This window comes from Veillonella parvula (assembly GCF_902810435.1).
In the GTDB taxonomy this organism is placed as follows: Bacteria; Bacillota; Negativicutes; order Veillonellales; family Veillonellaceae; genus Veillonella.
The window spans coordinates 1,243,569-1,258,320 of sequence record NZ_LR778174.1 but is presented as its reverse complement, the minus strand read 5'-3'; the positions used below and the strand labels follow the sequence as shown (position 1 = coordinate 1,258,320).

The 14,752-nt window shown below is 35.6% G+C and carries 13 protein-coding genes; 12 read left to right on the top strand and 1 reads right to left on the bottom strand.

Annotated features, from left to right (window positions below):
- Positions 1-26 precede the first annotated feature (26 nt).
- Complete coding sequence (locus FNLLGLLA_RS05710) at positions 27-629, bottom strand: HD-GYP domain-containing protein (RefSeq protein WP_004693025.1); 603 nt, start codon at positions 627-629, stop codon at positions 27-29.
- A gap of 903 nt (positions 630-1,532) precedes the next feature.
- Between FNLLGLLA_RS05710 and FNLLGLLA_RS05705 the strand changes: the two genes are divergently transcribed.
- The 12 genes from FNLLGLLA_RS05705 to FNLLGLLA_RS05650 all read left to right on the top strand — a co-directional run bounded on the left by FNLLGLLA_RS05705 (position 1,533) and on the right by FNLLGLLA_RS05650 (position 14,750).
- Entirely contained in the window at positions 1,533-2,339 is an 807-nt protein-coding gene (locus tag FNLLGLLA_RS05705) for a basic amino acid ABC transporter substrate-binding protein (RefSeq protein ID WP_012864267.1), read from the top strand.
- A gap of 11 nt (positions 2,340-2,350) precedes the next feature.
- Positions 2,351-3,007, top strand: coding sequence for an amino acid ABC transporter permease (locus tag FNLLGLLA_RS05700; protein WP_004693053.1), 657 nt, complete (start codon positions 2,351-2,353; stop codon positions 3,005-3,007).
- Complete coding sequence (locus FNLLGLLA_RS05695) at positions 3,004-3,729, top strand: amino acid ABC transporter ATP-binding protein (RefSeq protein ID WP_118091533.1); 726 nt, start codon at positions 3,004-3,006, stop codon at positions 3,727-3,729. The genes FNLLGLLA_RS05700 and FNLLGLLA_RS05695 overlap by 4 nt, the downstream gene beginning before the upstream one ends.
- A gap of 517 nt (positions 3,730-4,246) precedes the next feature.
- Positions 4,247-4,444 carry a cold shock domain-containing protein gene (locus FNLLGLLA_RS05690; RefSeq protein WP_004693056.1) on the top strand — a complete coding sequence of 66 codons (198 nt, stop codon included), beginning with the start codon at positions 4,247-4,249 and terminating at the stop codon, positions 4,442-4,444.
- Positions 4,445-4,686: 242 nt separating this feature from the next.
- On the top strand, positions 4,687-5,214 hold the full coding sequence (hpf, locus tag FNLLGLLA_RS05685; protein ID WP_101928219.1) for a ribosome hibernation-promoting factor, HPF/YfiA family: 528 nt from the start codon (positions 4,687-4,689) through the stop codon (positions 5,212-5,214).
- 218 nt (positions 5,215-5,432) lie between these two features.
- A complete protein-coding gene (gene secA, locus FNLLGLLA_RS05680; protein WP_012864271.1) occupies positions 5,433-7,868 on the top strand; it encodes a preprotein translocase subunit SecA in 2,436 nt (811 codons plus the stop codon).
- Between the two features lie 120 nt (positions 7,869-7,988).
- Positions 7,989-9,096 (top strand): peptide chain release factor 2 gene (gene prfB, locus FNLLGLLA_RS05675; protein ID WP_012864272.1). Its coding sequence is split into 2 segments (ribosomal slippage): positions 7,989-8,045 and positions 8,047-9,096, totalling 1,107 coding nucleotides; the frame shifts between segments, so codons are not numbered across the junction.
- An 8-nt stretch (positions 9,097-9,104) separates the two neighbouring features.
- Positions 9,105-9,800, top strand: a complete 696-nt coding sequence (locus tag FNLLGLLA_RS05670; protein WP_156697504.1) for an LmeA family phospholipid-binding protein — start codon at positions 9,105-9,107, stop codon at positions 9,798-9,800.
- 12 nt (positions 9,801-9,812) lie between these two features.
- On the top strand, positions 9,813-11,855 hold the full coding sequence (locus FNLLGLLA_RS05665) for a DUF5693 family protein (protein WP_101928220.1): 2,043 nt from the start codon (positions 9,813-9,815) through the stop codon (positions 11,853-11,855).
- Positions 11,848-12,948: a polysaccharide pyruvyl transferase CsaB gene (csaB, locus tag FNLLGLLA_RS05660; RefSeq protein ID WP_156697505.1), complete on the top strand. Its 1,101-nt coding sequence runs from the start codon at positions 11,848-11,850 to the stop codon at positions 12,946-12,948. Before FNLLGLLA_RS05665 ends, csaB begins: the two co-directional genes overlap by 8 nt.
- Positions 12,949-12,981: 33 nt before the next feature.
- Positions 12,982-13,818: a transketolase gene (locus FNLLGLLA_RS05655; protein WP_174892302.1), complete on the top strand. Its 837-nt coding sequence runs from the start codon at positions 12,982-12,984 to the stop codon at positions 13,816-13,818.
- Positions 13,818-14,750: a transketolase family protein gene (locus FNLLGLLA_RS05650; protein ID WP_156697507.1), complete on the top strand. Its 933-nt coding sequence runs from the start codon at positions 13,818-13,820 to the stop codon at positions 14,748-14,750. Before FNLLGLLA_RS05655 ends, FNLLGLLA_RS05650 begins: the two co-directional genes overlap by 1 nt.
- The last annotated feature ends 2 nt before the right edge of the window (positions 14,751-14,752 follow it).

Here is a 14,752-nt window from a genome sequence, read left to right as displayed (position 1 = left end):
GTAGGAATATAATATTTGATTTCATATTAGCCAAGCACATCAATAAATGCTTTAACTACATCAGGATCAAAGAGAGAACCAGACGCACTAAAAAGTTCTTCTTTTGCTTTAGCTTTTGTTTTAGCCCAAAATTCAGTAGAAGGATTAACTGTTGTATCATAGTAATCTGCTACAGCAATGATTCGAGCTCCTAACGGAATATTGGCACCACGTAGATGTTTAGGATAACCGGAGCCATCCCATTTTTCATGATGGTAACGAATATAAGGTAAAATTTGTTGGCAGCAAGGATAGTTTTCAATCATATTGGCACCACTTGCAGCATGTTGTTTATACTTAGACATTTCTTGCTTATTAAGATATGGAGATTTTTGGATTAATGCATTAGGTACCATTAATAGACCTACGTCATGAAGTAAAGCTGCATGACGAATCTGTTCAATTTCATTTAATGGTAAACCCATTTTAGCTGCGATGCTAACAGCATAGTTTGAAACCTGAATAGAATGTGTATAGAGATGATAGCTTTTCATTTGTATCATCTGTAAAAGTTGTGCGCTTATGGCTTCTAAACTGTCTTTCTCCAGTTCATACAAACCTGATGGTTGCATCAATGATAACATAAACATAATAAACCCCTCTAACTAACAAACTGAACATATGGTACAACCCCTCGTACTTATGTTCATATCGTACAACTTTAGGCCGTTCTAATTTAACAGTATACAAATTATACACCATAAATAATTTTTTGTGTATGATACGTATGTTCTTACAAATATGTTGTATTCATATTTGGCATACAAAAAATAATTGACAATTTAAGAATCCACTAGATATGGTACTTAAAAAATGTGATTTTAGAAATATTAAAATATTATGAAGAATATTTTAGGTTTTCTATTCCAATTTTCTATACATCAACAAATAGGGGTTGCAAAATTTATTCTCATTGTTCTAAGAATTATGCGATAGTATGTTTGGTAAAAAAATTATATTTGGCTACTTAACTATATAATCAAAATTTTTTAAAATAATAGTAAAACTAGACATGAATACTGTTATTCTTTATAATACGTCTATACGGGTCTGTGGTTGAAAGTCGAGGCTAGTCGCAGGCAAAACGATCCACATAAGCAGCCCAAAGGGTTGTGAGCATGGTGCGGCTTAGGTGTAAGTCCTGCCGATAAAATCGAGAGAGGTAGTAGTGGGGAGTCTTGGACTTATGAGCGAACCTTCCAGCAGGCGAGTGTGGGGGCAAAGACCAGGTCAGCCGTATAGGGGCACATGAGGCTTTTCTCATGTGCTTTTTTTATACAGTTGTATATTATAAAATTTATAGAAAACCACTAACTATGGGAAAGTTTTTATACATAGCCGTAATATTTATACAAATAATGCATAAAATTAAAATATAAATATAGTGATTTTGCGATTATATCTAAAGTTATATACAAAATTATTGACATAATTATACTTAATCTATATACTATTATAAAGTAGTAGTAAGTTAAAATAATGAGGTTGATAATATGTTAAATAGCAAAGTAAAAAAAATAATTCTTGGCGGTTGTATGTTAGTGATGGCTGCTTCTTTAGTTGGTGGATGTGGTTCCTCTAATCAACCTACATCTAATAAACTTATCGTTGGCACTAATGCTACATTTGTTCCATTTGAGTTTAAAGATGAAAAAACTCAAGATTATACAGGTTTTGATATTGAATTGATTCGTGCGATCGGTAAACGTATTAATAAAGATGTAGAGCTAAAAAATGTAGCTTTTGATGCTTTGATTCCAGCTTTGAACACACATGATATTGATGTTGCTGCATCTGGTATGACTATTACAAAAGCGAGAAGTGAAAAAGTATTATTTTCTTCTCCTTATTATGAAAATGCCTTAGCAGTAGTATATAAAGATGGAACGGCTGTGAATTCTCTTGATGACTTAAAGGGTAAAAAAATTGCAGCCCAATTAGGTACTACTGGTGCAGATTTAGCTCATAAAATTGAAGGTACTACTGTAAAAGAATTTGACCATAGTAATGAAGCTTTGTTAGAATTACAAAATGGTGGAGTAGATGCAACTGTAATCGATTTACCTGTAGCTCAATATTACAGTACTAAGCATCCTGACCAACATATTAAATTTATGGCATATCCAAATACTAAAGAATACTTGGGCTTAGCAATTAATAAGGATAACAAAGCATTGCAAGAAGAAATCAATAAAGCAATTGCTGATATGAAGGCTGATGGTGAATTTAATACATTATATAAAAAATGGTTTAATGTAGATGCACCTGCTGATATGCCAGTAGTTTTAGAATTTAAATAATAGGAGAGATTATGAGTTTTAATTGGGGGTTAATTGCGGATAATTTACCGCTCTTGCTACAAGGTGCTCTAGTGACTGTAGAAATTACAGCCATGTCTGTAGGTTGTGGCTTTTTTATCGGTCTTTTAGTATCTTTAGCAAATTTATCTAAATTTAGATTAGTTAGATTGCTTGCAAAATGTTATGTAGATATCATTCGTGGTACACCATTACTGGTGCAAATTTTCCTAATCTATTTTGCCTTGCCTATGATTACAGGTCAACGGATTGATCCATATATTGCGGCTGTTACCGCATGTAGTATTAACTCTGGTGCTTATGTATCTGAAATTTTCCGTGCTGGTATTCAATCTATTGATAAAGGTCAAATGGAGGCCGGTCGTTCTCTTGGTTTAACTTGGGGACAAACTATGCGTTACATCATTATGCCTCAAGCTTTTAAAGCAATTATTCCTCCGTTAGGGAATGAATTTATTGCCATGTTGAAAGATTCCTCTTTAGTTTCTGTTATCGGTTTCGAGGAGTTGACACGTCGTGGTCAATTAATCATTGCTAAAACCTATGCATCCTTTGAAATCTGGGGTACGGTTGCTGTGATTTACCTTATTATGACAGTGACTATCTCACAATTAGTTGGATATCTTGAAAGGAAATATAGCATTAAATGATTAAATTAGAAAATGTACATAAATCTTTTGGTAAAAATGAAGTACTAAAAGGTATTAATTTACATATTGAACAAGGTCAAGTTGTTGTAATCATCGGTCCTTCTGGTTCTGGTAAAAGTACGGTACTGCGCACTATGAACTACTTAGAAGAACCTACATCTGGTAAGGTTATCGTAGATGGTATGGATCTTTCTGATAAGAAAAAGTTAAATGACGTTCGTGCTGAAGTAGGAATGGTATTCCAAAACTTTAATCTATTCCCACATATGACGGTTATGGAAAATCTTACTTTAGCACAAACTAAGGTTCGTAAAACATCTATGGAAGAGGCTAAGAAGATAGGTCAAGCTTTACTTGATCGAGTAGGTTTGGCGGATAAAGCCAATGCATATCCTGATTCTTTGTCAGGTGGTCAAAAGCAGCGTGTTGCTATTGCTCGTGCTTTAGCTATGAGACCTAAAGTAATGCTTTTTGATGAACCTACTTCAGCTCTTGATCCTGAAATGGTTAGTGAAGTACTAGATGTAATGAAGTCTTTAGCTGAGGAAGGTATGACGATGGTCATCGTTACTCATGAAATGGGCTTTGCGAAAAAAGTAGCGGATAGAGTTTTATTTGTTGATGGTGGCTTGATTTTAGAAGATGATACACCTGAACGCGTATTCGATGCTCCTACAAATGAAAGAACAAAATCATTTTTAGACAAAATTTTAATAGATTAATTAATGATATTATAGGAAGCAAATTCTAGAATTAGAAATTGCTTCCTGTTTTTTTACATTAAATTTAACCTATTTATTTATATTAATTTTTATTATATATGTATAGCTTAATATCTATTAATATATTTGATAACCTTTAGGCTGTATTTATTAATTATAAAGAGTTTGTATAAAGATTTAAAGTGTAGATTAATCTGAAAAATACGATTATTGCTATAAATATTTGTGATATAACAATAATTTATACAGTCATTTTTAAAAACAATAATTTTTAATTCACATATTTTTATGATTATAAAAATATACAATTAATTTATAGGGCTTATATAATTATTTATGACATGTATAGATATAGGGATTTTTGAGATTTACAGCAAATGATATTCTTATTTCTAGTGTTTGTATATTCATTAAAAATGTAAATATTGTTGTTTGATATTTTATACATGCTGTGTTATGATACACATATAGAGCAAGACAGTAAGACAATATATATATTTTTTAGGAGGATGTTACCATGTTAGGTAAAGTAAAATGGTTCAGCGCAGAAAAAGGTTATGGTTTTATTGAACGTGAAGACGGTAGCGATGTATTTGTACACTACTCTGCAATCCAAGACGAAGGTTTCAAATCTTTGACTGAAGGTCAAAATGTAGAATTTGAGATTGTTGATGGAAACCGTGGACCTCAAGCCGCTAACGTTGTTAAAGCGTAACTACATACCAAAAAAATTATAAAAACAATATATAATTGGCCCCCGATAGTATATACTATCGGGGTTTTTTGATTTTCTATATACATTTTATACATAATTCTACAAAAAATATAAAATTTTTACATAAAAAAGAAGGAGTTTTACAGTTAGATGTAGAAATACTAAATATAACACGAGAGATAAGGTTATATAATACCACACACTCGCATCTCGTGGATGATTTTTAGAAAGGGTGTTGACTTATGAAAGTAGCAATTAGAGGAAAAAACATTGAAGTGACAGATGCCTTAAGAGCATATATCGAAAAAAGATTAAGTAAATTGACTCGTTACTTCGATGATGAGTTAAATGCACAAGCGGTTTTATCCGTTGTAAAAGATAAATCTACAATTGAACTTACATGTTTTGTTGATAAAATCGTTCTTCGTGGTGTGGAAACTAATGATGATATGTACGCAGCTATTGATTTAGTAGTGGATAAAATTGTTCGCCAAATCCATAAATATAAAACTCGTTTGGCTAAACGTTTCAAAAAACAAGAAGCTTTCCATCCTGAAGCTTTGGCAGCTCCTGTGGAAGAAGAAACTATTGAAGTTGTAAAACGCAAACACTTTGTTGTGCGCCCTATGGATGTTGAGGAAGCGATTTTACAAATGAATCTTATTGGTCACGATTTCTTTATGTTCTTTAATGCTGAAACTGAAGCGATGAACGTTGTTTATCGTAGACATGATGGTTTCTATGGTTTGATCGAGCCAGAACTTCAATAATATATAATGTCGGCTGAACTTAATCCTAACTCCTTTCTACTTTAAATCAGCCGATTATTATATTAAGGTGGATGACTTAAAATAGTCATCCACCTTTTTTGCCAAAATAATACTATAAATAATCTTGAAATGCCTTGAATTCTTTGACTATTCAAGGCTTTTTCGTTATAATAAGTTAGATAAAATAATGTAAGATGTCCCGTAGAGGAGTGATTTGTTTGTTAAGCTTTTTACAAAGGCTATTAGGCAATAATAACGCAAAAGAAATTAAAAAAATGCGTGCTATTGCAGATCATATTAATGAAATTGAACCTAATTATATTAAATTAAGTGATGCTAACTTAGTGGCAAAAACTGATGAGTTTAAACGTCGTTTGCAAAAAGGGGAAACGTTAGACGACTTATTGCCAGAAGCATTTGCTGTAGTTCGTGAAGCATCTAAACGTGTTTTAGGTATGCGTCATTTCGATGTACAGTTAATGGGGGGCATTTGCCTACATAATGGTAATATCGCTGAGATGCGTACTGGTGAAGGTAAAACATTAGTAGCTACATTGCCTGTATATTTGAATGCATTGACCGGTAAGGGTGTACACGTTGTAACAGTAAATGATTATTTGGCGACTCGTGATAGCGAGCAAATGGGACGTTTATATAATTTCTTAGGACTTTCCACGGGCCTTATTGTGGCTAATCTTGACTTTAATCAACGTAAAGAAGCCTATGCGTGTGATATTACATATGGTACAAATAATGAGTTTGGTTTTGACTATTTACGGGATAACATGGTAACCGATGTTGTTCAAATGGTACAACGACCATTGAATTATGCCATTGTGGATGAAGTAGACTCCATTCTTATTGATGAAGCAAGAACACCATTAATTATCTCAGGCCCTGGTCAACGTTCCACTGATAATTATTATAAATTGGCTAAAATTGTTCCTCACCTTATAAAAGATGAAGACTATGTTATCGATGAAAAACAAAAAACTATTGCCCCTACAGATTCTGGAATCGCAAAGGTTGAAAAAATGCTTGGCGTTGAAAACCTATATGATGCAGAAAATATCGAGTTGAATCATTTGCTTGGTGCTTCTTTGCGTGCTTATGCTATGATGCATCGTGATACTGATTATGTGGTTAAAGATGGTGAAGTTGTTATCGTCGATGAGTTTACGGGTCGTTTGATGTTTGGACGCCGTTATTCTGATGGTTTGCATCAGGCTATTGAGGCTAAAGAAGGTTTGAAAGTTGAACGCGAAAGCCAAACTTTAGCATCTGTCACATTCCAGAACTATTTCCGTATGTATGATAAATTAGCAGGTATGACAGGTACTGCTAAAACAGAAGAAAAAGAATTTATCGATATTTATGGATTAGAGGTTATACCAATTCCACCGAATAAGCCTTTAATCCGGATGGATTTGCCAGATCAGATTTTTAAAACTAAAGCTGCTAAATATCGTGCCGTAGTACGTAATGCAGTAGAACGGCATCAAATAGGGCAACCTATTTTGATTGGTACTACATCTATTACACAGTCTGAAGAACTTTCAGATATGTTGTTGCGTGCAGGTGTACCTCATAAAGTATTGAATGCTAAACATCATGAACAAGAAGCAGAAATCGTTGCAGCTGCTGGCCAAATGGGAATGGTAACAATCGCTACTAATATGGCTGGCCGTGGTACTGATATTACTCTTGGAGAAGGTGTGCCAGAACTAGGTGGGTTAGCCATTTTGGGGACAGAACGCCATGAAAGCCGACGTATTGATAATCAATTACGCGGACGTGCTGGTCGTCAAGGGGATCCTGGTTCTTCTCAATTCTTCTTATCATTAGAAGATGACTTAATGCGTATCTTTGGTGCTGACAATATTACAGGTATCATGGATAAACTTGGTATGGAAGAGGATGAACCTATCGAGCATTCTTTGATTACTAAATCTATTGAACGTGCTCAAAAGAAAGTAGAGGATCATAACTATAATATTCGTAAATATGTACTTGAGTATGATGATGTTATGAATCAACAACGTGAAGTATTATACGAACAACGACGCCGTATTTTACGTAACGAATCCTTGCGTGAAACAATTAATGAAATGATTGACAAGCTTGTTACCGAATCTGTAGATGCTTATGCTGATGAAAAGCTCTATCCAGAAGAATGGGATTATGAAGGTCTCTATAAACATTTAAGTCAATATTTCTTAACAGAAGAGATTATGTCTTCTCAAGATATGGAAGAATATAGTCGTCAAGACTTATTAGAACGCTTATTAGAAATTGCTCATGAAGAGTATCAAGATCGCGTTGATATGCTTGGAGAGGCTATGTTTAGTCAACTTGAAAAGGCGATTATGTTGCGCGTTGTTGATAATAAATGGATGGAACATTTGGATAATATGGATATGTTACGAGAAGGTATTGGCCTTCGTGCATATGGTCAAAAGAATCCGTTGGTAGAATATAAGTTTGAAGCTTTTGATATGTTCCAAAACATGATTGCAGCTATTCAAGATGAGACAATCATGGCATTATACAAAATTCGTGCACAATTGATTCAAGAAATCGAAGAACCAGTTGATCACTTAGAAGGTGCACAATCCCATCATGAAGATGTGTTGGAGCCACAAAACATAGATTAAGATTTGTGAATGGCACGTTGCTCAAAGGGATTTCCACTGGGCAACGGCCATTTTTCTATTTTGTTAAGGTAATAGTTTATTGATGTAATAGACTAATTAACTAAAGGTGGTGAACATAAATTGTTAGAAGATCTAAAACCGATTATTTCTAATTTAGAAGAACGTATTTATGGGATGAGGGATTCACTTTAACATCGCTCAAAAGGAAGACCGAATATTTACACTTGATGTACAGATGAGTGATCCTACATTTTGGGATAATCCAGATAAAGCTCGTGAGATTTCTCAAGAGGCCACACAATTAAAAAATGCTGTAGAAAGCTATAAGCAACTTGTTAGTGATATTGAAGATGCTAATGTGATGCTTGAAATGGCTATAGATGAAGATGATCTCTCCATGGAGAGTGAAATCAAGGAATATGTTAAGCAAATAGAAGAAACCTTGGAAAAGCAAGAAGTACTTTTATTGTTAAGTGGTGAATATGATGCAAATAATGCTATTTTAACATTTCATGCCGGTGCTGGTGGGACTGAGGCACAAGATTGGTGTTCTATGTTAATTCGCATGTACTTGCGCTGGGCTGAAAAATCTGGCTTTTCCATCGAGTTAATGGATGAACAACCTGGTGATGAAGCAGGAATAAAATCTGCTACATTCCTTGTTAAAGGTGAAAATGCCTTTGGTTACTTGAAGTCTGAGAAAGGTGTACATCGTCTCGTTCGTATTTCACCATTTGATGCTGCGGCTCGACGTCACACATCATTTGCTGCTGTCGATGTAATGCCTGAAATCGATGATACTGTGGAAATTAATATCGATATGAAAGACGTTCAAGTTGATACATATCGTGCTAGTGGCGCTGGTGGTCAGCATATTAATAAAACCGATTCTGCTGTTCGCATGACACATAAGCCGACAGGTATTGTAGTACAATGCCAAACACAACGTTCTCAAATGCAGAATAGAGAACAAGCTTTACGTTTGTTACGGGCGAAACTATTTGAGTTAGAGCTCGAAAAGCAAGCTGAACTTAAAGAACAGATTGGAGGTACCTACCAAGCAATTGAGTGGGGAAGTCAAATTCGTTCCTATGTATTCCATCCATATAATCTTGTTAAGGATCATCGTACTAGTGTAGAAACTGGTAATGTTCAAGCTGTTATGGATGGCAACTTAGACCCATTTATCGAAGGTTTCTTAAAAAAAGAGGCTAACTTAACAATTTAGGAGATACTATGAAAAAGTTTTTACTATTCCTATTAGTGCTAATTATTGCTCTTGTAGTGGCATCCCAATTTTTATTACCATCTTTTATTGGCTCTCGTATTGAAAGTCAATTAAATGAAACATTGAAACCAACGGCTCAAACAGTAAATGTTGAGGCTCAACCTGCTTTCAAAATTTTATATGGTGAGGTGGATCGTGTTTATGGCACTTTGGAGAATATTAAACTGGGTAAATTGAATTTTGCTAGCTTCCGATATGATGCTAAACAAATTCTTGTTAATCCAATTTCTTTATTAGCTAGTCAACAAATTGATATCGTTAGTGTTGGGACTGCTAGTATTGATGGGACTATTAATAAAGCTGATTTAGCGACTTTCTTAAGTAATGAAGCAGGTAGTGATATTCAAGACGTACAAGTTGACATTAGTAAAGATAATATCAGCCTAATCGGTAAAATGAATGTAGGCATGGTGTTTAAAGGAGATGTTAAATTAGATGGGAATTTAGAATTAAAGGGCAATACATTATTGTTTTCACCTAAAAAGTTCACCATAAATGGTGCTACAATTCCTGGTATGACATCTAATGTGTTAGAAAGTACTCAAATTTATGACTTCAACAATTTTCCAATTCCTGTAAAAGCGGAAAGTTTGACTGTTGATAATGGTGAAATTCTCATTAAAGTTAAACCTGTACTCAACTAGAAAGGATTTGTCGTGAATCATCGGAACACACAAAAAAGTAAGTACTCATGGATTCTTATACTTTGTATTATTATAGGTCTTTTATCTTCCTTATACTTAGTATTTGAACGCCATCAGATTGAGAAATCTCAAAATCATATTGAAAATATTGTAGACTATGATGCAGTTTTACGAGCCAGCGCCTTTGAAAAGCGTAGTCAACAAGAAGCTTTTGATGCATTACGTAATGCTGGTGTGACTGCTTTTGCTATTTATGATCGCACGTTAGAAAAAGCAAAAGATGCGGGCCAAGTTAAAGTATTAAGCTCTGAAGAGATGGACTCTGTTCGTGTTAATGGCGCTGCGATTAAACCTGGGGCGACTTATGTGGCATTAATTTCAGGTAAAGAAGGTTATTATAAAGAAATTCGAGAGGATTTATACCACCGTATTGGCAAGGACAAGGTGAAAGAGCTTAATACAAGTATTGGTCCTGTTCTTGAATTGTATGGTGCAACAGCAGATAGCTATGCAAAGATGAATCTTGGTATTTCAAAGTTGCAAGCACAAGAGGTTGCAGATCGTGGTTTCAATGTTATCGTTCGTCCAACAAACTATAGAAACGTAACATCTGAAGATATTCAATATGTATTTAAACGACTTGAAGGCATTCCTCATGTAACAGGGATGATTTTTGCTGGTAAAGAAGCTCTAGGTGCACCTAATTTAACGGATGAAACATTAGCATTACTAAATAAAAACCATATTCCACTAGTTGGTATCGAAGCTGTAAATCAGTTGCAGTATGAGCCACAACAAGGTTTCTTGGAAATGGCGGCCAAAAATAATTATAGTGTAGGTCGTGTGTATACTATCGCTAAAGAGGAGTTAAAGAAAATTACCCCTGAAGAAGCGGCACAACGCTTTTACATTAGTGATATAGAACGAAATATTCGTTTTAACTTGTTTCCGATGTATGAAACAGGTATAAATAATGAAACTGTTTTACAGACTACAATCAACTATATTAATATAGCTACAGAGAAATTGGCTGTAAAAGGTTATGAATTTGGTCCAGCGGATATTTATCCTGCTTATACACCAAATCCATTATTAGTAGTTATTACAATGATCGGGGCTATCGCACTTTTTGTATATGTTCTACAAATGATGTTACCAATGTCTAAGCATACGCAACTTGTGGCCTTTTTTGGCATTTCTTTGGCATCCATTGTTGTATTTATTCTTACAAGTGGTACCTTAATTACTCAAATATGGGCTCTATCTAGTGCTATTATGGCTCCTGTAGGTGCTATGATACGCTTGATGGAAGAGTGGCGCCGTTATGATGGTGCACGTCCATTAGGTACCATTAAGTCTACTATTCTTGCCTTATTATACCTTGTAATTGCTGCATTATTTGCTGCTATTGGCGGTATGTATATCGCATCTTTATTGGGCAATACGAAATTCTTTATGGAGTTTGCTCTCTTTAGAGGTGTTAAGTTGACCTTTGTTCTGCCAATTATTTTAGTTATTATTGCGTACCTTCAACGATTCCCATTGTGGAACGGCCGCATGATTAATTCCAAAGAAGAAGCGAAAACATTTGTAGTGGAATTCTTAACTATGGATGTTAAATTATATGTATTCTTTATAATAGCAGCACTTGGTGGCGCAGTATGGGTATTTGTTGGCCGTAGTGGACACACTGCAGGTGTTCCTGTACCAGGCTTTGAACTTATGCTACGTCGTTTTCTTGAAAATGCAATGTATGCGAGACCGCGTGAAAAAGAGTTCATTATTGGTCATCCTGCTTTAATGCTAGCTACCTTTGCGTTCATGCGTAAGTGGCCTACAGTAATTCATTTCTTATTAACTCTAGCTGGTGTTATTGGCATTGCTTCAATGGTTGAAACCTTCTGTCATCTTAGAACGCCAGTGTTCATGTCCATCATGCGTGGTTATGATGGTTTGTTAATTGGCGCCCTTTTTGGAGTGCTTCTTATCATCGCAGTACGGTTTATGATGTACGTAACACAATGGTTCCAAGCTAGGGAGGTTGACCATGAGTAATATTGTTATCTCTGGTTATTATGGCTTTGGTAATGCTGGTGATGAGGCCATGCTTTGTGCTATTATCGATGCTATTCGTAAAGAAGAGGCTGATGCACATATTACTGTAATTTCTGGTAATCCTAAAGAGACTAGTAAAAAGCATAATATTAATGCTGTAGGTACATTCTCTGCATTGGGTATCTTAAAAGCAATTGCTCATTCGGATCTTGTTATTAGTGGTGGTGGTAGTTTATTACAAGATGCTACTAGTATTCGCAATACTTACTATTACTTAAGTATTATGGCACTAGCAAAGTTGCTTGGGAAAAAAGTAATGCTATACTCCCAAGGTATTGGTCCTTTAAATCGTTCATCAACACGTCGTGCCGTTGGATTTGTATTGCGTTTTGTAGATACTATTACAGTTAGAGATTCTATTTCAAAGGATGAACTAGTTTCTTTGGGAATTGAAGATGTAGAAGTTACTGCAGATGCGGTATTGGCCATGCAACCAGCAGATCTTTCAATTGGCTCTCATATTCTGAAAGGGTATATATCTAAAATATTTGAAGCAGATGAACAACGTAAACGAATTGGTGTGGCGGTTCGTAGTTGGAAAGAGGATACAGAGTATAGAGAATCCTTAGCTAATGTATTGAGCAGATTGCAAGAACAAGATAATGTGGAAATTATCTTTATTCCTATGTCACATCCTGAGGATACAAAAGAGGCTAAGATCATTGCCAGCTATATGCCGAATGGCGCTATTGTGCTAGAAGGTCCGTTCTCTACAGAGCAACAAGTGTCATTATCTGGAAATGTGGACCTCATGATTGGTATACGTCTTCACGCTTTAGTTTTTAGTTCTTTAATGGGAAAACCAGTTATTGGTATTTCCTATGATCCTAAAATTACAAGCTTTTTACATATGATTGGTCAAGAGCCTATTGGCACAATGACTCATTTGCGTGAAGAAGCCTTATATCAATGGTGTCATAAATTGTTGAATTCTCGTGAGGAGTATCAAGCATCTTATGACCGCATTGAATCATTGCGTGTAGATTCCCAACGCAATGCAGAAATTGCTATTTCATTACTTAAAGATTATTAATATATTGGATTTTATCCAGAAAGTGAGGTCTCTATGGCTACATTAACACAAGATGTTAAACAATTAGTTCAAGAGAAGGCAAAAGCTATTCGCGTTGGTATTGTACAGTCTGTAACGGCAGCGAAATCCGGTCACCCAGGTGGTTCATTATCCATCGCCGATGTGATGGCCTTGTTGTACTATGTTGAGATGAATGTAGATCCAGCAAATCCAAAAGCTCCTAATAGAGATCGTTTTGTCCTTTCTAAAGGTCATGCAGCGCCTGCACTATACGCTACATTGGCTGAAAAAGGTTATTTCCCTAAAGAAGAACTCTTGAACTTACGTAAAATTAATCATATGTTACAAGGCCATCCTGATATGAAACACACATTAGGTGTAGATATGTCTACAGGTTCTTTAGGACAAGGCATTTCTGCGGCTTGTGGTATGGCATTGGCAGGCAAAATTGATAATGCAGATTACCGTGTATACTCTATTCTTGGTGATGGTGAGCTTGAAGAAGGTCAAGTGTGGGAAGCTGCAATGTTTGCTGGCTTTTATAAACTGAATAATTTGACAGCTTTTGTCGATTTTAACGGTCTTCAAATTGATGGTGATATTACTAAAGTTCTTTCTCCATTACCAATTCCAGAAAAGTTCAAAGCTTTCAATTGGAATGTTATTGAAGTTAATGGTCATGACCTTGATGAGCTTCATAATGCTATTGAAACTGCGAAAGCTTTCACAGAAGGCCCAACATGTATTATCATGCATACTGTAAAGGGTAAAGGCGTTGAAGAGATGGAAGGTCAAGCAGGCTGGCATGGTAAAGCACCAAGTGAAGAGCAAGGTGTAGCCTTTGTTAATGAAATTATGGGGGTGCAATAATGGGTAAAGCAACACGTGAAGCATATGGTAATGCGCTAGCTCGCATTGGTAAAGAGAATACTAATATTATCGTACTAGATGCGGATTTATCCAAATCTACTAAAACAGACACATTTAAAGCTGTGTGCCCAGAACGTTTCTTTAACGTAGGTATTGCAGAGCAAAACTTGATTTCTGTTGGTGCTGGACTTGCAGCGGCAGGTAAGATACCATTTGTATCATCTTTCTCCATGTTTGCTACAGGACGTGCATTTGAACAAATTCGCAATGCTGTATGCTATCCTAAATTAAACGTGAAAGTATGTGCTACACATGCGGGCATTACTGTTGGTGAGGATGGTGCAACGCACCAAAGTTTAGAAGATATTTCCTGTATGCGTACATTGCCAAATATGACTGTAGTGGTACCTGCTGATGAGCGTGAAACAGAGGCTGTTATCGAATGGGCTGCATCTTATAACGGCCCAGTATACGTTCGTTTGGGGCGTGCTGGTGTAGATGATGTAACAACAGAAGGCTACTCATTTGTGCCAGGTAAATCTACTATTTTGGTAGATGGTTCTGATGCTACAATTATTGCTTGTGGTGCATTAGTTGGACCTGCTGTAGAGGCATCTAAAACTTTATCTGAATCTAATATATCTGCACGTGTTATTAATATGGCATCTATTAAACCTATTGATGCTGAAGCAATTATAAAAGCCGCTGCAGAAACTGGTGCTATCGTTACAGCTGAAGAACATAATATTATTGGTGGCCTTGGTTCTGCTGTATCTGAAGTAGTAGTATCTAATAAGCCTGTACCTATGGAATTCGTTGGTGTCCAAGATACATTTGGGGAGAGTGGAACACCAAAAGAACTAATGGCAAAGTATGGCTTAACTGCCAATGATATTGTAGAAGCCGTAAAACGTGTAATCGCTCGTAAATAATC

Coding starts and splice junctions, on each gene's coding strand:
- FNLLGLLA_RS05690 (WP_004693056.1), top strand. CDS start 4,247: ATGTTAGGTAAAGTAAAATGGTTCAGCGCAGAAAAAGGTTATGGTTTT.
- hpf (WP_101928219.1), top strand. CDS start 4,687: ATGAAAGTAGCAATTAGAGGAAAAAACATTGAAGTGACAGATGCCTTA.
- FNLLGLLA_RS05700 (WP_004693053.1), top strand. CDS start 2,351: ATGAGTTTTAATTGGGGGTTAATTGCGGATAATTTACCGCTCTTGCTA.
- FNLLGLLA_RS05695 (WP_118091533.1), top strand. CDS start 3,004: ATGATTAAATTAGAAAATGTACATAAATCTTTTGGTAAAAATGAAGTA.
- FNLLGLLA_RS05705 (WP_012864267.1), top strand. CDS start 1,533: ATGTTAAATAGCAAAGTAAAAAAAATAATTCTTGGCGGTTGTATGTTA.
- FNLLGLLA_RS05710 (WP_004693025.1), bottom strand. CDS start 629: ATGTTTATGTTATCATTGATGCAACCATCAGGTTTGTATGAACTGGAG.
- csaB (WP_156697505.1), top strand. CDS start 11,848: ATGAGTAATATTGTTATCTCTGGTTATTATGGCTTTGGTAATGCTGGT.
- FNLLGLLA_RS05670 (WP_156697504.1), top strand. CDS start 9,105: ATGAAAAAGTTTTTACTATTCCTATTAGTGCTAATTATTGCTCTTGTA.
- FNLLGLLA_RS05655 (WP_174892302.1), top strand. CDS start 12,982: ATGGCTACATTAACACAAGATGTTAAACAATTAGTTCAAGAGAAGGCA.
- FNLLGLLA_RS05650 (WP_156697507.1), top strand. CDS start 13,818: ATGGGTAAAGCAACACGTGAAGCATATGGTAATGCGCTAGCTCGCATT.